Genomic DNA, 17,415 nt, shown 5'->3' with positions numbered 1-17,415 from the left:
CATGGAGGATAGCGAGATGGTAGACGGGACAGAGGAGACCGCTGCATCGGGCCCCGACGCCGGCGATGGCGCGGGCGTAACTGGACTGCTGTTCGGGAGCAAACTCCGCATCGCCGCCACGGGCGTCGTCTCGCTCGTGGTCATCGTCGGCCTGCTCGTCGCCGTCGTGGGCGTCGGGGCCCCCTCTGTCGACGGTGTGGAGAACCGTTTCGGCGACGTGAACGAATCGACGACGGTCGTCGTCTCCGAAATCGGCGTTCACAACCCGAATCCCATCGGGAGCGGTTTCCTCGACGTGACCGCCGACTACGAGATAGGGATGAACGGTATCACGATGGCGACCGGCCGGAAGGAGAACATCCAGACGCCGCCGGGGAACTCCACGCTCGAGTTGCGGACCGACCTGCAGAACGAGAAGATTCCCGCGTGGTGGGCCAGTCACATCCAGAACGACGAGCAGACGCAGGTCGCCATCGACGCGAGGCTGAACGCTGGGCTCGTCGGTCGGTCGTTCTCGGTGCCCACACAGAAGCGTTCGATACAGACCGACATGCTGTCGTCGTTCAACTCGACGGAGACACGGGAGGTGAACGCCGACCAGCCGCTTGTCTCCGACCCGGTCCTCTACGTCAACGAGACCGCGGGCCAGTGGGGGAACGCCACGAACGAGACGACGCCGATCGTCCTCGACTTCTACATCTACAACCCCAAGCCGTACCCGATTCCGATATCACAGATAGACTACGCGATATTCATGAACGAGCTGACGGTCGGGAACGGGACGAACACGCAGGAGTACGTCCTCCAGCCCGGCGAGGTCACGCAGGTCCGGACGGTGACCCGCATCGAGAACGACCGGCTCGACGAGTGGTGGGTGACTCACGTCCAGAACGACCAGGTGACCCAGCTCCGTATCGAGTTCGACGCGACGCTCGAAGTGAGCGGAACCAAGGTAACCGTCCCGATGGACGCGTTCACGCACCGCGAGACCATCGAGACGGACATCTTCGGGACGAAGGACGGGTCGACGGCAGGGAACGAAACCGCTGCAGGCGAGGACAGTGCCAGTGACGAGGGTGACGAGAACGCCAGCGAAGACGACACCGACCAGTCAGGGACGACCACGACCACCAGCACGGCGGACGACGGTTCTGGGACGGCCACCAGCGGCGGGTCGGGGACAGCCACGGACGACGGTTCTGAGACGGCCACCGACGACGGGTCGAGGACCACGACGGACGACGGTGGGTTACTGGCGATAGGTGTCACCGGCGACAGCCTTAATGCGAATGCTCTCGCATGGTTGGATACATGAACCGGAGTACCCACTCTCCTGGTCGAGTTCTCCGACGGTGAAGACATCACAGTAACCTCGGACTGTGAATCGATCGTCGTTTCTATCGGTGGTACAGAACAGACGCTGTCCAGACGCGAAGCGGTCGCGCTGCAATCGCAGATCGGCGACGCGCTCGTCGAGCGCCGCGAGTTCTTCCGAACCGCAGGCGTCCATCGCGAGGACGGCTCTTACGAAGTGACGAGACGTGGTGCGGACTCCTCGGGCAACGCGAAGGTGTTCGAGAACTTCACGGAAGTCAAGCGGCTGTACAACCGCTTGCCTGACGAGTTCGGCGCGGAGGCCGTCGGGCGGACCGGCATCACCGGCTCGCGTCGACACATGATGGTCCGCCACTTCGCGGAACATCCCAGCTTCGACTGCGAGATAACGAGTCGCAGCCCGCTGACGGTCCAGAAGACGTCGCCAGCGAGCGACGTCGAGACGGAGGTTCCGGCGTCGGCCGACTGACGCCGCGACCGAAGCCATCGCGACCGTCCTCACGCCGGTCGACCGACGCCGAATGGACCTGTCAGGACGGTACATTTATTGGTGGTCACGAAGTCAGCCGTGAGTATGAACCGGAGTACCCACTCTCCTGGTCGAGTTTTCCGACGGTACTGAGATTACAGTGACCGCCGAGTGTGAATCGGTCGTCCTCGAAGTCGGTGACGAGCGACGCGAACTGACCCGCCGCGAAGCGTTGGCGCTGCAAGAACGCATCGGCGACGCGCTGGTCGACAGACGCGAGTTCTTCAGGACCGCCTGTGTCTACCGAGCAGACGGTTCCTACGAGGTGACGCGACGCGCTGCCGACTCAGCCGGGAACACGAAGGTGTTCGACAGCTTCAGGGAGGTCCAACGGCTCTACGACCGGCTCCCAGCCGAGTTCGGGGCCGATGCGGTCGGGCGAACTGGCATCACCGGCTCGCGCCGACACCTGCTGGTCAGACACCTCGCCGAGCATCCCGAGTTCGACTGTGAGATATCCTGCCGGCGTCCGTTGACCGCGACGAAACGTGGGTCGCACACGGAACCGTCGACCGCAGCGAGCGAGTTCGAGGAGGTGTCTGCGGACTGACGTCGGCGCTCGCGGTCCAGACAGGGAGACAGCTAGCCGACCCGCTTCGAAAAATCCACTCCGAGGCTCGCTGCCTCAGTTGATGGTCGTGTGTTCGGACTCCTCGTTGAGTGCGAGGTTGGCCGCGATTTCCGCGTTCCGCATGGCGTACTGTGCGGTCTGCTGGAGGCTGACGAGGACCTCACGGACCTGTAGCAGGTCGTCGTTGTCCATCTCGGGGAGGTCGTTCAAGATCTCCCGCTCCCGGTCGCCGATCTCGTGGAACAGTTTGCGGACCTCGATGGTCTTCATGTAGTCCCGTTCGACCGCGGACTCGACGGCGAGCCGGGTTATCTCGTCGACCTGCTCGGTGAACTCGCGGATGCGCCGCATCGTCCCCGAGTCCACGTCGAGGGTGTGCCCCTCGGCTTCGAGGACGATTTCGGCGATGTCCTCTGCGTTGTCGGCAGTGAGTTCCAGGTTCTTCGCGATGGAGCGGTAGCCGATGAGCGGGAACCCAGAGTCGAGACCGACCGCACGGGCGAGGTTCGGGTTCTGGTAGGCCGTGAAGATGAGCCGCAGCATCAGGACGAAAATCTTGTTCGCCTGGCGCTCGCGGTTGAGCGCGCGCTGGGCGAGGTCGGGGTTGCCGTGGGCGAGCGCCTTGATGGCCTCACCACGCATGGTGCTCCCGGTCGATTCCAGGCGGCCCAGCAGGTTGTCGAGGGTGAAGTCCTCGGGGTCGACGGAACAGCGAATGGAGATGCTCTCGGGTGTCTCCTCGATGACGCCGAGACCCATGAGCTGTGTCTCGGCACGGTAGACCGCGTTGATGTGGTCCGACGGAAGCGTCCCGTCGGCGTACTCGACACGGATGACGCGTCGGCCCAGTACGTACTGCGCCACGATGGCTCGTTCGACCGCGTCAGCGTCCAGGTTGTCCGCGTGGATGATCGCCTCCGACTCCTCGGTGTTCGCCGACTCCGGCATGACGGTGAGTGTCCCCTTCCCACCCATGCGGAGGGAGACCTCGTCGCCTTTCTCGACGCCGTGTTCCTTGGCCCACTCGGCGGGCAGCGTCATCGCGAGCGTGGACGGCCCGAGCCGTTGCACCTTCCGTGTTTCCATGGAGACCCATAACCAGAGGATGACCTTATATCTGACTACCCATTCATTATATTTCGCCCCATGAGATAATACTAGCCTGTCTTATCATTCTCCGGGCAGTCCCACGTGACGATGTGGCAGTTCACCGGGGGAGCGACCCGCTCAGTGGGCTTAGACGACCTTGAGGAGTCGATGTTCGTACCGGCCGACCCGGACTTTCTGCCAGCCCCGGAGCGATTCGTCGACCTCGTCGTCGTCGGTGTCGACGCGGAGGACGCCGACGCCGTCGAGTTTCTCGCGGGAGGCGACGACGGTCAGGGTCGACCGGCGGATGACGTCGGGCGAGATCTGGTGGTTGCCGCGGCCGAAGATGAATCCCTGCCCGCCGATCGGTGAGACGACGATTTCGTTCCGGTCGCCGAGTGCGGCGAGTAGTTCGGCCTCGGTTCCGTCACGGACCACCACCTCGCCGTCGCGCCAGACGTCCACGCCGAGCGGTGACGGCTCGAAGCCGAGCGCTCGCTTGATGGCACCGACCGTGCTACCGGGACCGAGTACGTACGTCACCTCGGGGTCGACCTCGTCGACGAACCCGGCGGCGAGGGACTCGACGGTCCCGCCCCCGACCTGTTTCGACGACTGGACTTCGGCGGCGACCGGGACGCTGACTACGGCTTTCAGTTCCGTGTGGACCTCGCCGCCCCGATAGGCGTCTTCGTCGATGTCGTTCACCTCGCGGTCGGCGACCCGGTCGAAGGTCGCCGCGATGCGGCCCGCGTCCCGCGGTGTGACGCCGAACACGGAGGAGTATATCTTCACGCCCGCGGGGACGCCAAGCATCGGGACGTCACTCCCGGCGGCCTGGATGGTTTCGGCCACGTCGACCGCGGTCCCGTCGCCGCCCACGAACAACACGAGGTCGACACCCTGCTCGAGGAACGCGGAGACGGCGGCCCGGGTGTCGTCGGCCGTCGTCTCGTCGGCGTTGAGGTCGTCGTCGGGTGCGTAGACCACCTCGGCGTCGAGGCTGGCCTCGGCACACTCGTCCGCGCCGAGCTGTCCCGCCGCGGTGAGGACGGTCAGGTCGTCGGCCGCCGCTGTCCGGAGCGCGGATAGCGCTTCGACTGCACGGCCCGGTGCGCGCTGTTCGGCTCCTCTCGCTCGTGCCTCGTCGACTTTCCCGTCGGTCCCCTTCAGCCCGACACGGCCGCCCATGCCGGCGATAGGGTTGACGACGACCCCGATTCGCATATCCCGACCTTACGCCCTCGGGTGGAAAAAGACCCCGCTTCCGTGAGTCTTGCACGTCGTTCGGGTTCGTCACGGTTCGACGACCAGGGTGTTGAGAACCGGCTGTGTCGCCAGGACGAGGGGGTCTCGCCGGTTCGGACGGCACACTGCACCCTGCGACGGATGTGAACGCTTAAGCCACCGCAGTCGGTACGCCCCCGATATGAACGTCCTACTGGCGGAACACGTCCCCTTCGAAGGAACCGGCTGGGTGGTACTGGTTGCGAGCCTGCTCGTCACGGTGGGCTGGCTCTACCACATCTACACGAATTGAACTGACGACATCGCTATTCTCGTCGGTCGCCTATCGTCCGCATGGCAACAGAGCTACGCGTCGGCGAACGCTCGGAGCACGTGGCGAAGAAGATTCTGGCCCGACAGGCCATCCAGGACGTGTTCGTGGCGGGCGACCTCGACCGCGTCGACGACCTGTTCACGCCGGACGCCGTCTTGCATCTGGACTGCTGGGGGACCGGCGTCACCGGACGGCGTGCCCTGCAACGGCACGTCACCCGGCAACACGAGATATTCGACGACTGTGAGGCGACGGTGGAGTCGCTCGTCGTCGACGGCGACGAGGCAATCGCGTACTGCACGGTTCGCGGCCGTCACACCGGGATGTTGCCCGTCCCGGGCCGCGGGCCGTACGCGCCGACCGGGCGGCTGTTCCAGGTCCCGACCGTGTTCCGGTTCCGCTTCGACCGCGGCCAGATAGCCGAGGTCTGGCGACTGGAAGACGCACTCGGCGTCGGTGACCAGCTCGGACTCGCCCAGCGCGGGCCGCGGGACCTGCTGGATTCGTTCGTCGCGACCGTCCGCGAGGGGTTCCTGCGCAGCGGCGACTGACCGCGACAGTCTGTTTCTCCCGACCTACTCGGGTCGTTCCGCCGGGGAGTCGACCCGCTCGCGGAGCCACGTCGCCGCTTCGGCGACGACCGATTCGTCCGGCCCCGAGAGCTTCACCCGGACGTGGTCGCCCGGGTAGCTCCCGACCTGCACGTCGAAGCGCTCGCGGAGTTCGGCGAACCGGTCGACCAGCTGAGACTCCGGTTCGGCCGCGTGGACCAGTTCGACGTGCTGGACCTCGCCGGCGAACTCGTCGGCCACCTCGGCGAACATCGCCTTCATCTCGCCTGGGACGCCCGGGAAGACGTACACCGTCTCGACGACACAGCCCGGGGCGACGCCCTCCGTGTTGTGGAGGACGCGAGCACCCGCGGGCAGGTGAGTGGTCCCGTCCACGAGGTCGCCGGCGGCGTACCCGCCGTGTTCGGTCAGCCACGCCGCGGCCTCCTCGTTCTTCTCGACCGCTCGCCCGAACGCGGCCGCGACACCCTCCATCGTCACGTCGTCGTGGGTCGGCCCGAGCCCACCCGTCACGAGCACCACGTCGTAGGCAGCGTAGCTCTCGTTGACGACCTGTGCGATGTCGCCGACGTCGTCGGGTATCGTGAACACTCGTTCGACGGTGACGCCACGTGCTGTCAACTGGCGACAGAGCCACGTTGCGTTCGTGTTCTCCGTGTCGCCACTGAGGAGTTCGTCACCGACGGTCACCACGGCTGCCTGCATGGCTCGTGGTTCGGTCCGAACCGTAAAAACACCCGTCCTCTCGGCTGGACGACCGGGGGCTGGCTCGAAGGTTCCGGGGTGGACAGTGCCTACCGCATCCCCGGTGGTGGCCCGTCGCCGTCGTCACCTAGCTCGACGTTCATCCCGAGTTGCTCGCGCAACTCAGAGAGCGCCTTGATTCGGTACCAGTAGTACGCCATCCCGCCGATGGTGACCAGCCCGAGGAGGCCGACCGCCCCGGTGAAGATGTAGAAGTCACGTTCGAGGTAGTACTTCACCGTGATGGCTCCGCTGACCTCCTCCCACTGGAGGTGGACCCGGCCGTCCACGGTCGAGCGCTGGTCGGCCGAGGGGACGACCTGCCCGAACAGGAAGAACGAGGTGCGCATCCCGCTCGGGAGTACGACCTCGTAGGAGCCCTCCATGTAGTTGAGCAGGCGGAAGTTCTTCGGTTCAGCCGGCGCGGTGAACGCGAGCGTCCCGTTCGTCGTGCCGCCGTCGCTCTTCGGCAGGACGACGTGCGTCTTGTAGTTGCTCTTGTACACCTCGAGTTGTGACCCTTTGACGGTCGTGCCGTTGGGGTAGCGATACCTGACCGCCGAGATGTCGACCGGGTCCTCGTTGCTCAGCCCGCGGGTGTACACCTGGAAGTCCTTCCTGGTGACGTTGTCGAGGTGGTACACGGCGTGGTACTGGCCGCCCGTGACGTTGACGTACACGTCGGTGGTCTCGCTGGTCTCGACCGGTTTCGGCGTGTCACCCGTGGTGTCCCAGCTCGGGACTTCGTCCCAGGCGTAGGTCGCGTTGCTGTCGAGCTGTTCGTCGGAGATGCCGCCGCCGAAGATGCTGGTACAGCCCGCGCTCGCGACGAGGAGAACCAGCAGACCGACACCGAGCAGCAGTCGTCGATTCATGGTCCTACGGGACGACGCACTTGAGTTCCGCCCGGAGGTAACCCCCGATGCTCGCCAGCAGCCCCGGCGGGTCGGTCTCCTCGGTGCAGATGATGGACTGTTCGAGCAGGCCGAGGCGTTCGACCGTCACGATGTCCTGGGCGTGCCCGGCGCGGTTGACCGTCGCCCGGACCTCGCCGCGGGTCGAACTGTTGACGTTCACTCGGCCGTTCCCGCGGGTCCAGTCGAACAGGCGGTCACGCTCGTCGTCGGAGAGTCGGGAGGGCTCGCCGTAGACGAACTCCATCGGGAGGTGCTGGACCAGTCCGAGGCGGTTGCGAATCTGTTCCGGCGTCCCGATACCGAGTTCGAGCTGGTCGGCGGGGATACGAACCTCCTGCCCCGCGTCGAGGACGAACCCGTCGTCGTCCCAGTGTTCGAGCGTGCCGACGTAGGTCTCGCCCGTCTCGAGTTCGGGGACGATTTCGCCCCACTCCTCACGGAGCACGTTCCGGGCGGCGACCACGTCGTCGCCGTCCAGTGTTACGGTCGGGAAGTCGTCGTGGCGCAAGCCGATATCGTAGGTCACGTCGAGGTCGCCGACCGCGTTGTCCACGAGCGACCGGAGGCCGTCCATGGCACGGTCGCGGGCGTCACCCTCGACGTACACTTTGGTCGCGAGTACGACCATTATGCGTTCGTTTCCACGTTCAGCTCGTCGCGGAGCGCCGCGATTCGTGCTTCCATCGCCTCGACGAGGCGACCGTTGTCCATCGACTCGAGCGGCGACCCGCACTCGGGGCACTCGAAGCCGAAGTCCATCGCTTCGCCGAACTCGAACCGGATGGAACAGACCTCACAGAGGTAGAACTCGTGGTCGCGTTCGTAGTCGTTCCGTTCGTCGAGTGCGTCGAGCAGACGGTACATCTCTTCTTCTAAGTTCTCCGGGATGTTCTCGTACTGGAACGTCCAGAGGTAGGTGAGCCAGCCGGAGTCCTCGTCGCGGACGCGGCGGTATGTCGCGAGGTCGTTCTCGTAGAGGATGAACAGCGCCCGGCGGACGTCGTTCAGCTCCAGGTCGAGCTCCTCGGCGAGCTCCTCGTCCGTGACCTCGCCGTCCGGCGGGGCCGCGGCCACTGGCATGCCCTTCGGGCCCACCAGTTCGTGGAGATATTTTTGGATGACGGGGTCTTCGAGCAGTCCCTCAAAAGCCATTATGTCGAAATGGGGGCCGTAAGCGGGTTAAATCTTGTTACTCGTCCGCGCCCTTGCCGTCTTCTCCGTCAGCCGAGACGACCTTCTTCCCGGTCGCTTTCGGGACGACGCGACTCTCTGCATCCTGCCACTCGCGGTCGAGTTCGCGACCGTCGAACAGCCGGTCGAGGAACACGGCGAGGCCCGCCACTTCGGAATGGGGCTGGTTCGTCACGGCGACGTTCCAGCCGGCGGCCTCGTAGATGTCGAACGGGACCTTCTCGGACCCGACGACGACCAGCAGCGGCTCTTCGTCCTCCTCTCGTGAGGCACGAATCTCGTCCTCGACGTCCTGGACGCGCTCGCCGTACATCGTGAGGTGGGCGACGGTGCCATCCCAGTTCCTGACCACGGACTTCGTCGATTCGACGAGTTCGACCGCGAAGGGGCCGCCGAAGCGACCGGTGATGTCCTCGACGGTCTGGCGTGACTGGTCGGCGTTGTCCGGGTAGATGACCCGGTCCGCGCCGAGGGCACGCGCCGTCAACCCGACGTGCGTCGTCATCCGGTCGTCACGGCCCGGGCGGTGTGCCAACCGGACCACGGCGACCTCGGGTTCTCCTTGCATGGCTGTCGGTACTGGGAGCACCCGTTAGGGGGTTTCGTTTCGGCGCAGACGTCGAACGCACCCTTCGCGGCCAGCCGCAGGCCGATGACCGTCAGCAAGCGGAACGCCCCGGCGGTCGTCGTCCGGACACCCGCCCACGAGAACGAGTGTCTGCAGGTAACAGGCTGTGGCCGCGTGCGTCCCGCGTGCCAGAGCGCGAGAACCGGCACCAGTTTTTCCCCGGCTCCGAGTGAACTGCAATCGATGCCCCACGTCCCGAACCTCCTCGAACGCCTCTACATCCTCCGGGCGAACCGAGCGCCGGGGGCCATCTACGACCTGCTGGGCGGCGGGACCGTGAAGTCGGTCGCTCTCGCTGCCGAGTTCGGCGTGTTCGACACGCTCGCCGACGGCCCGGCGACGGCTGCCGACCTCGCGACCCGACTCGACGGGCACGAGGAGACGCTCGACATGCTCTGTCGGTTCCTCGTTCGCGCCGGGTACCTCGATTCCGACGGCGACACCTACGCCCTCTCGAACCTCAGCGAGCGCTGGATGGTCGGCGACCCTGGGCTGGTCGACTGGTTCACCTTCTGGGATTCCGTGGTCTACCCGTTCTGGGACGACAACGCGACCGCGGTCGTGCGAACTGGTGAGCCCGAGCAGTCGGTGTACGAGTGGCTCGACGACCGCCCCGACCGGTGGCCGATCGCCCAGCGCGGCTTCGAGGCGGTCGCGAAGCTGGCGCTCGACCCGGTGCTCGACAACGTCGACGTGACGGGGAAGACGCGACTGGTCGACCTCGGCGGCGGCCACGGGCGGTACAGCATCGGTGCGTGTCGGGCGAATCCGTCACTCGAGGCGACCGTCGTGGACTCGCCGGTCGCACTCGAGGTGGCCCGGGAGAACGCGGCCGAGGCCGGGCTCGCGGAGAGAGTCCACACCATCGGTGGCGACCTGCTCGCCGACGATATCGGGTCCGGCTACGACCTCGCGTTCGCGTTCAACGTCGTCCACGGGTTCACGCCCGACGAGGCCCGGCGGCTGTTCGAGCGCACGGCCGACGCCCTGGACCCTGGCGGGACCGTGGTCGTCATGGACCAGTTCGAGGGCGCGGGACCCATCGCGACCGCCCGGGCGATGAACGACTTCATCGGGTTCACGTACAGAGTCCTCCTCGGCGGGCGAGTCTACCGGTTCGAGCAGGTCGAGGCGTGGTTGCGAGCGGCAGGGTTCACCGACGTGACGCGAATCGACCTCCGGCGCGCGCCGGGCGTGACGCTGGTCACCGGGACGCTTTCGAAGTAGTACAGGACCAGAACGCACTTACTCACCGGTGGTACACATCATCGCATGAAGCTCTCCGACAAACGAATCCTCGTCACCGGTGGCGCGGGACTCGTCGGGTCACACCTCGCCGACCACCTCGCGGCGGACAACGACGTCCTCGTCGCCGACGACCTCTCGAAAGGGACACGCGACCGGGTCCCGGACGCGGTCGAGTTCGAGAAGGCGGACATGTGCGACCCCGACGACGTCGCCTCCGTCATCACCGAGGACACCGACATGGTGTTTCACTTCGCGGCCTACACCGACACGAACTTCGACGACGACCGCAAGTTGTTCGAAGAGAACGGCGAGATGACGTACAACGTCCTCGAACGCATGGACGAAGTCGGCTGTGACAAGCTCGCCTTTACCTCCTCCTCGACGGTGTACGGCGAGGCCCCGATGCCGACGCCCGAGGATTACGCGCCCCTCGAACCCATCTCCATCTACGGCTCCTCGAAACTCGCCGACGAGGCCATCATCTCGACGTACGCGCACTCCTACGGCGTCCAGTCGTGGGTCTATCGCTTCGCCAACATCGTCGGGCCGAAACAACGCGGCAACGTCGTCCCGGACTTCATCGAGAAGCTGCTGGAGAACCCCGACACCCTGACCATCCTCGGCAACGGTCTACAGGAGAAGTCCTACCTCCACGTCGAGGAGTGCATCGACGCGATGTGCCACGTGGTCGAACACGCCGAGAAGGACTTCAACGTGTTCAATCTGGGGACCCGGACCACGACCTCGGTCAACACCATCGCCGACATCGTCGCCGACGAGATGGGCCTCGACCCCGAGTACGAGTACACGGGTGGCGACCGCGGCTGGACCGGCGACGTGCCGAAGATGCGCCTGTCCATCGAGAAGCTCTCTGCACTGGGCTGGGAGCCCAGCCAGTCGAGCGACGAAGCCGTTCGACGCGCGGCCCGGCAGTTGCTCTCGGAACTGCGCGCCGAGTACGAGTAGGCGAGACGCCCCAGATTTCTTGGTCGCCCGGCGAGTCCCACGGCGTATGCCTGGCCCAGTCTTCACTCGCGGCGACCGCATCGAACTCCGAACCGTCGAGGACGAGGACCTGCACCACCTCCAGCGGTTGCGAAACGACCCCGACCTTCGACTGTTCGCCGGTGGCCCCCCGGAACCGTTCGACGAACCCGACACCGAGGGCTTTCTCGACTGGCTCCGCGGGGACGACACCGTCGCGCTGCTCGCCTGTCTCGACGGTGAGTACGTCGGCATGGTGACGCTGAAGCGCATCCAGCGACCGAACGACACCGCAGATGCCGGCGTCCACGTCGTCCCGGAGGCGCAGGGCAACGGGTACGCGACCGAAGCCTGCTCGCTCCTGCTCGACTACGCGTTCGACCAGCTCGGCCTGCACAAGGTCGGCGCCTACGTCTTCGATTTCAACGACCCGTCACGGTCGCTTCTCGAGAAGTTGGGATTCACGCACGAGGGCGTCCACCGCGAGGAACGGTTCGCCGACGGCGAACACCACGACGTTCACTACTACGGGCTGCTCGCCCGGGAGTGGTGGGAGCGAGACGAGAGCGAGTGACCGACCGGGACCGGCGTCGCCACCCGGTCGAAACGAAACAGGCGACAGAAAAGGACGGGGAGTGTTGGCTACGTCGTCGAACCGAAGCGGGTCAGTTGTTCGACGAGTCGAGGTTCAGCGCGGCCGCCACGTCGAGGAGGCCGGCACCGCCCTCGTTGCCGGCGAGACCGATGTCTTCGGCCGTACTCGTGAGGGTGCTACGCGCTTGCGAGGCGGAGGCCCCGTCGGCCATCAGCTGGCCCGCGGCACCGGAGACGGTCGGGCAGGCCATCGAGGTGCCCGAGAAGGTGTCGTAGCTGCCGCCGGGGACGGTCGAGAAGATGTCCGAACCGGGGGCGGCGATTTCGACCTCGGAGCCGGTCGAGGAGAACGACGAGAGCTGGTCCGAGGAGTTCGTCGAGCCGACGGCGACGACCTCGGGGTAGGCGGCCGGGTAGCCGACGCAGTCGGTACACGGACCGGAGTTACCCGCCGCGGCGATAAGCAGGACGCCCTTGCTGTCGGCGTACTGGACCGCATCACGGAGTGCCGCGGAGCCGGATGAGCCGCCGAGGCTCATGCTGGCGACGTCCCAGCCCTGGTCGGCGACGTACTCGACACCGGCCGCGATGTCGGAGAACGACCCCGAACCACGGCTGTCGAGGACCTTCACGGCGTGGAGGGTCGCCTCGGTCGAGACGCCCACGACGCCCTGGGAGTTGTCGTCCGCGCCTGCGATACCGGCACAGTGGGTGCCGTGCTCGTTGTCGTCGTCCCAGTTGTAGTTGCAGCTCTTGCCCTTGCACTTGGCGAACGCTTTCCCGGAGCCGAGGTTGGCCTGCAGGTCGGGGTGGTCCGAGTCGATACCTGTGTCGAGGATGGCGATGTCGGCACCGGCACCCGTGTTCCCATTGGCGTGGGCGACTTCGGCGTCGACGCGGTCGATGCCCCACGGGAGCGTCTGGCTCGTATCGCCGCCGCCACCGCCGTCGGAGTTCTTGCAGTCCGGCCACGGGCTACACTTGCCCGGCGGCTTGTAGGTGCTCGGCTGGTGCGGGATGGCGTACATCGTCCCGTTCGGTTCGACGTAGCGGATGTTCGGGTTCTTCTGCAGCCCCTTCAGTGCCTTGCGCGGCACCTCCATCGTCATCGCGTCGAAGTTGAAGCGTCGTTTGACGCTCGAAGCCGCCTTCTCGGCGCGTGCCCGACCCCGTGCGCCGTCGAAGCCGACGTTCACTTCGACCTTGTCGCCACCCTTGCTGGCCTTCGCTTGCGTCAGTCCGACGACCCCGGTCGCCGTGAGTGCCCCACCCGTGGTCTTCAGCAGCCGCCGCCGCGACATCTGACTGTTGTTGTCTGCCATGTCCATCGTTGACGAGATTCGTACTACAATTAAAACTTTTGTTTCAACCGCGAAATTAGCCATGTAGTTTAGATAATTTTGCCGTTAACTGTTCTGTATTTGTGAAGAAATAGCGTCTAACCGGTGTCCGTAGGTTTTTCCAAAAAATTACCACTGGAATTAATTGGGTGGGAGGGCCGTCGAATCCACGGGATGTGGACGCATCCCACAGTGGACGGGCGAGAGGGCTCGTCTCCCGCCCGTCTCAGTTGTCTGAGGAGTCGTGGCCGAGGGCCGCCGCGACGTCGAGGAGGCCGGCACCCGACTCGTTCGAGGCGAGTCCGAGGTCTCCGGCGGTGCTACCGAGGGTGTTCCTCGCCTGAGACGCGGACGCGCCGTCGGCCATCAACTGGCCCGCGGCTCCCGAGACGTGTGGGCAGGCCATCGAGGTCCCGGAGAAGGTGTCGTAGCCGCCGGGAATCGTGGAGTAGATCGCCGAGCCGGGTGCGGCGATTTCGACCTCGGGACCGGTCGAAGAGAACGACGACAGGGTGTCGGACTCCGTCGTCGAGCCGACGGCGACGACTTCGGGGTAGGCGGCCGGGTAGCCGACGCAGTCGGTACACGGACCGGAGTTGCCCGCCGCGGCGACCAACAGGACGCCCTTGCTGTCGGCGTACTCGCACGCGTCTTTCACCACCTGGGGCCCGGAGGACGCACCGAGACTCATGCTGGCGACGTCCCAGCCCTGGTCGGCGACGTACTCCAGCCCGGCAGCGATGTCGGAGAAGGAGCCGGAACCGCGCTTGTCGAGGACTTTCACAGCGTGGAGGGTCGCCCCGGTCGAGACACCGACGACGCCCTGGGAGTTGTCGTCCGCGCCCGCAATACCAGCGCAGTGGGTGCCGTGCTCGTTGTCGTCGTCCCAGTCCGTGGTACAGCTCCCACCGCGGCAGCTGACGAACGCCGTGCCAGAGCCGAGGTTGGCTTGCAGGTCGGGGTGGTCTGCGTCGATGCCCGTATCGAGGATAGCGATGTCGGCTCCGGCACCCGTGTCCCCGTTGGCGTGGGCGACCTCGGCGTCGACGCGGTCGATACCCCACGGGAGCATCTGGCTCGTGTCACCACCCCCGCCGCCGTCGTCCTTGCAGTCCGGCCACGGGGAGCACCCGCCCGGGGGCGCGTTCGAGACCGGTCGATTCGGGATGGCGAACATCCGCCCGTTCTCTTCGACGTAGCGGACGTTCGGGTTCTTGCGCAGGCCGTCGATAGCCGGACGAGCGACCGTGATGGTCATCGCGTCGAACGCGAACACGCGCTCGACCGAGGTCGCCGCCCGTTCTGCGGCCCGCCGTCCGCTCGGGCCGTCGAACCCGACGTTCACCTCGACTGTCTCCCGGCCCGCTGCCTGTGAGAGCCCGGCCAGCGCGGCGACTGTCAGGGTCCCACCGGTCGTTTCGAGCAATCGCCGCCTCGTGACACGACGCTGTGCCATGATAGCCCATAACACTCACCGATGGTGACTAAATGTTTGGTACGCTGATGTATCTATTGACGAACTGCGATTAATTTGCCGACACGTCGGCGAGAACGGGGACCAGGTAGTATTAGTTGTCCGAGGAATCGAGGCCGAGGGCCGCGGCGGCGTCGAGGAGGCCAGCACCGGACTCGTTCGAGGCGAGACCGATGTTCTCCGCCGTGGACGCGAGCTGGTCGCGCGCCTCGGAAGCCGTGTAGCCGTTGGCCATCAGGAGACCGGCAGCACCCGCGACGTGCGGGGTCGCCATCGAGGTGCCCGAGTAGGTGTCGTAGCCACCGTTGGACGCGACCGACGAGTAGATGTCGGTCCCGGGTGCTGCGATGTCGACTTCCGGACCGGTCGAGGAGAAGTCCGAGAGCGTGTCGTCGGAGGCGGTCGAGGAGACGGCCATGACCTCGGGGTAGGCGGCCGGGTAGCCGACACAGTCCGAACACGGGCCGTCGTTCCCTGCCGCGCCGACGAGGAACACGCCCGCGCTCTCGGCGTACTGGCAGGCGTCACGCAGCGCCGACGAGCCGGAGGAGCCACCGAGGCTCATGCTGGCGACGTCCCAGCCCTGGTCGGCGACGTACTCGACACCGGCGGCGATGTCGGAGAACGAGCCCGAGCCACACTTGTCGAGGACCTTCACGGCGTGGAGGGTCGCCTGTGTCGAGACGCCGATGACGCCCTCGGTGTTGTCGACCGCGTTCGCGATGCCGGCACAGTGGGTCCCGTGGTTGTTGTCGTCGTCCCAGGACTCGTAACAGGTGTTGTCGGCGGGCTTCGCACCGAACCGGCAGCCACCTTTAGTCCGACAGGCGACGAAGGAGGTCCCGGAGCCGATGTTGGCCTGCAGGTCGGGGTGGTCCGAGTCGATACCCGTGTCGAGGATGGCGATGTCGGCTCCCGACCCTGTCTCGCCGTTGGCGTGGGCGACGTCGGCGTCGGTGCGGTCGATGCCCCAGCCCTCCGTCTCGGCGAGGGCGTGCATGGTCCCGTTCTCCTCGACGTAGCGGATGTTGGGGTTCCGCGTCAGTGCATCGGCGGCCTTCTTGGCCAGCCGGATGGTCATCGCGTCGAAGTTGAACTCCCGCACCACGTCGTCGGCCGCACTCAGGGCCGCGCTACGTCCACTCGGTCCGTCGAAACCGACGTTCACCTCCACCTTGTCCCCCGGCTTGGCCGACCCCAGGCCGACGATGCCCGCGGTCGCCAGTGCGCCGGTCGTCGCTTGAAGGATGGTACGCCGTGACGGTTGTGTGTCTTTGTCAGACATCCAGACCAACGGTAATCACCAATCACTACATATACTTTGTGTTCTGTTGCCAATGGCCAATAGATTTAACAATAAATCGTCTTATCGCAGTCCTAATTTAGTCTCTAATCAGATTCTCGGCTATCAGATTACAAAATAAATGGCAATACTTGCCAGAATTATTCAAATTTCGCGGCGACACGGGTCGGAAGAACCGGTGGAAATCACCGCTACGGGGCGTCGAGTGCGGCGTGTGAACCCGGCGCGCGCCGGTGCCGTCGCGGCGACTCGCGGTTAGACGCTGAACTCCGCCGACGCTTCACAGTCAGCGTTCGAGGCTGCCAGGAACGCCTCGGCGACGTACGAACCCGGCTCCGGGTCCTCCCAGGTACACTCGTAGGTGACGTGTTCGCCCGGTTCGATGGTCTCCTCCTGGAGCATCTGCATGAACATCCGTCCCTCAGCCCAGCTCCAGACCTGGGTGTCCTCGTCTTCGAGGACGACGACGTCGTGGGTCTGCCCGTCGGAGAACTGGAGGTCGACGTGGCCGGTGCCGGTGTTCTCGACGGTGAAGGTGAACGTCACACCGTCGTCGGTCGCAGTGGCGTCGAGTGTGCCCGAGAGTGACATACGGCGGGGTACTGGCGGGGGCGACATAGGTCTTGTCCGTGGCATCGGCACACCTATCACCGGTGTCGGCATAATCCGAGTCTGCCTATGAAGATGGAGTTCGAGCCGGACCGACCGCGCGGCCTGTTGTCGAAGGCGGACCGGCGGTACCTGCTCGGGATGACCGAGATGGCCCACGACCAGTCGAGGCGGAACGCCGAGGCTCGCATCCGAAAGCGGGTGACCAACGGTATCGTGGACTTCTACCTGCTCATCCGGAATCTAGAGCGCAAGGACCGTCGGCAGATATTCGAGAAGGGCCTCGAAGACCCCGCGTTCGAGTACGGCCTCACGGGTCTCCTGGCGTTCACGTACATGGGACTGAAAGAGACGGGGATGGACTTCGAGCACGTGCTCGGGCCCGCCATCACGCGGGCCGAGGAGGCCTACGCAGCCGAGGGCTTCGGCACGACCGTCGACGTGACGGTGACCCTCGACGTGACCGTCGAGCGTGCAGAGGAACTGGACTCGGTCGCGGCACGGCTCGAAGCCGGCGAGGCGGTCGCCCCGGACGAGTTCATGTCCGTGATGGCGGGCGACGACGAGGTGCTCGACCGCCTCGACGAGGTCGTCCTCGACATGTCGAAGGGGAACCTCGGGATGGACGACGCGGAGTACGTAGAGCGCGTCGGGGCCTTCCTTGGGAGCGACCCCGAGTGGCTTGACGACGACCGCGTCAGGATAGCGGTCGCGAAGTAGGGTTTC

General features: G+C 65.6%; 19 protein-coding genes. 8 read left to right on the top strand and 11 right to left on the bottom strand.

All coding sequences use genetic code 11. The features are described 5' to 3' along the window. Positions 1–16 precede the first annotated feature (16 nt). The 3 genes from ACSC1R_RS13030 (at position 17) to ACSC1R_RS13020 (ending at position 2,414) form a co-directional block, all read left to right on the top strand. On the top strand, positions 17–1,315 hold the full coding sequence (locus ACSC1R_RS13030) for an LEA type 2 family protein (RefSeq protein WP_439026164.1): 1,299 nt from the start codon (positions 17–19) through the stop codon (positions 1,313–1,315). Between the two features lie 45 nt (positions 1,316–1,360). After that, complete coding sequence (locus tag ACSC1R_RS13025; RefSeq protein WP_439028719.1) at positions 1,361–1,804, top strand: DUF7528 family protein; 444 nt, start codon at positions 1,361–1,363, stop codon at positions 1,802–1,804. A gap of 154 nt (positions 1,805–1,958) precedes the next feature. Beyond that, a complete protein-coding gene (locus ACSC1R_RS13020) occupies positions 1,959–2,414 on the top strand; it encodes a DUF7528 family protein (RefSeq protein WP_439028718.1) in 456 nt (151 codons plus the stop codon). 75 nt (positions 2,415–2,489) lie between these two features. Here the strand turns inward: ACSC1R_RS13020 and ACSC1R_RS13015 are convergent, their stop codons facing one another. After that, positions 2,490–3,521 (bottom strand): PhoU domain-containing protein, encoded by a 1,032-nt coding sequence (locus tag ACSC1R_RS13015; protein WP_439026163.1) that lies wholly within the window; start codon positions 3,519–3,521, stop codon positions 2,490–2,492. Between the two features lie 150 nt (positions 3,522–3,671). Further along, positions 3,672–4,751 carry an ATP-NAD kinase family protein gene (locus ACSC1R_RS13010; protein ID WP_439026162.1) on the bottom strand — a complete coding sequence of 360 codons (1,080 nt, stop codon included), beginning with the start codon at positions 4,749–4,751 and terminating at the stop codon, positions 3,672–3,674. A gap of 354 nt (positions 4,752–5,105) precedes the next feature. Between ACSC1R_RS13010 and ACSC1R_RS13005 the strand changes: the two genes are divergently transcribed. Beyond that, positions 5,106–5,636, top strand: coding sequence for an ester cyclase (locus tag ACSC1R_RS13005; RefSeq protein ID WP_439026161.1), 531 nt, complete (start codon positions 5,106–5,108; stop codon positions 5,634–5,636). Positions 5,637–5,660: 24 nt separating this feature from the next. Here the strand turns inward: ACSC1R_RS13005 and ACSC1R_RS13000 are convergent, their stop codons facing one another. From ACSC1R_RS13000 to ACSC1R_RS12980, 5 genes are all read right to left on the bottom strand, one after another. Next, positions 5,661–6,362, bottom strand: coding sequence for a competence/damage-inducible protein A (locus ACSC1R_RS13000; protein ID WP_439026160.1), 702 nt, complete (start codon positions 6,360–6,362; stop codon positions 5,661–5,663). Positions 6,363–6,451: 89 nt separating this feature from the next. After that, entirely contained in the window at positions 6,452–7,276 is an 825-nt protein-coding gene (locus ACSC1R_RS12995) for a DUF5803 family protein (protein ID WP_439026159.1), read from the bottom strand. Positions 7,277–7,280: 4 nt separating this feature from the next. Then, positions 7,281–7,946 carry a DUF2110 family protein gene (locus tag ACSC1R_RS12990; protein ID WP_439026158.1) on the bottom strand — a complete coding sequence of 222 codons (666 nt, stop codon included), beginning with the start codon at positions 7,944–7,946 and terminating at the stop codon, positions 7,281–7,283. Next, positions 7,946–8,470, bottom strand: a complete 525-nt coding sequence (locus ACSC1R_RS12985; RefSeq protein WP_439026157.1) for a transcription factor — start codon at positions 8,468–8,470, stop codon at positions 7,946–7,948. The genes ACSC1R_RS12990 and ACSC1R_RS12985 overlap by 1 nt, the downstream gene beginning before the upstream one ends. A 37-nt stretch (positions 8,471–8,507) precedes the next feature. After that, the gene (locus ACSC1R_RS12980) at positions 8,508–9,077 is read right to left on the bottom strand and encodes a tRNA (cytidine(56)-2'-O)-methyltransferase (RefSeq protein ID WP_439026156.1); all 570 of its coding nucleotides are present in this window, start codon (positions 9,075–9,077) and stop codon (positions 8,508–8,510) included. A gap of 243 nt (positions 9,078–9,320) precedes the next feature. Here ACSC1R_RS12980 and ACSC1R_RS12975 point away from each other — a divergent pair, with 243 nt between their 5' ends. From ACSC1R_RS12975 to ACSC1R_RS12965, 3 genes are read left to right on the top strand one after another with little or no spacing between them, the layout of a single operon-like run. Then, positions 9,321–10,364 carry a methyltransferase gene (locus ACSC1R_RS12975; protein WP_439026155.1) on the top strand — a complete coding sequence of 348 codons (1,044 nt, stop codon included), beginning with the start codon at positions 9,321–9,323 and terminating at the stop codon, positions 10,362–10,364. A gap of 45 nt (positions 10,365–10,409) precedes the next feature. Beyond that, the gene (locus ACSC1R_RS12970) at positions 10,410–11,351 is read left to right on the top strand and encodes an NAD-dependent epimerase/dehydratase family protein (RefSeq protein ID WP_439026154.1); all 942 of its coding nucleotides are present in this window, start codon (positions 10,410–10,412) and stop codon (positions 11,349–11,351) included. A gap of 46 nt (positions 11,352–11,397) precedes the next feature. Continuing rightward, entirely contained in the window at positions 11,398–11,943 is a 546-nt protein-coding gene (locus ACSC1R_RS12965; protein WP_439026153.1) for a GNAT family N-acetyltransferase, read from the top strand. Positions 11,944–12,034: 91 nt separating this feature from the next. On the opposite strand, the gene ACSC1R_RS12960 is transcribed toward ACSC1R_RS12965, so the two are convergent. From ACSC1R_RS12960 to ACSC1R_RS12945, 4 genes are all read right to left on the bottom strand, one after another. Further along, positions 12,035–13,285: a S8 family serine peptidase gene (locus ACSC1R_RS12960; protein WP_439028717.1), complete on the bottom strand. Its 1,251-nt coding sequence runs from the start codon at positions 13,283–13,285 to the stop codon at positions 12,035–12,037. Positions 13,286–13,529: 244 nt separating this feature from the next. Then, the gene (locus ACSC1R_RS12955) at positions 13,530–14,759 is read right to left on the bottom strand and encodes a S8 family peptidase (RefSeq protein ID WP_439026152.1); all 1,230 of its coding nucleotides are present in this window, start codon (positions 14,757–14,759) and stop codon (positions 13,530–13,532) included. A gap of 112 nt (positions 14,760–14,871) precedes the next feature. Next, entirely contained in the window at positions 14,872–16,062 is a 1,191-nt protein-coding gene (locus tag ACSC1R_RS12950) for a S8 family peptidase (RefSeq protein WP_439026151.1), read from the bottom strand. A 273-nt stretch (positions 16,063–16,335) separates the two neighbouring features. After that, positions 16,336–16,671, bottom strand: coding sequence for a BsuPI-related putative proteinase inhibitor (locus tag ACSC1R_RS12945; protein ID WP_439026150.1), 336 nt, complete (start codon positions 16,669–16,671; stop codon positions 16,336–16,338). 87 nt (positions 16,672–16,758) lie between these two features. Between ACSC1R_RS12945 and ACSC1R_RS12940 the strand changes: the two genes are divergently transcribed. Then, positions 16,759–17,409, top strand: a complete 651-nt coding sequence (locus ACSC1R_RS12940; RefSeq protein WP_439026149.1) for a hypothetical protein — start codon at positions 16,759–16,761, stop codon at positions 17,407–17,409. The last annotated feature ends 6 nt before the right edge of the window (positions 17,410–17,415 follow it).

The sequence above is a fragment of the Haloarchaeobius ordinarius genome (genome assembly GCF_051801355.1).
In the GTDB taxonomy this organism is placed as follows: Archaea; Halobacteriota; Halobacteria; order Halobacteriales; family Natrialbaceae; genus Haloarchaeobius.
This window is presented reverse-complemented; position numbering and strand designations above follow the sequence as displayed.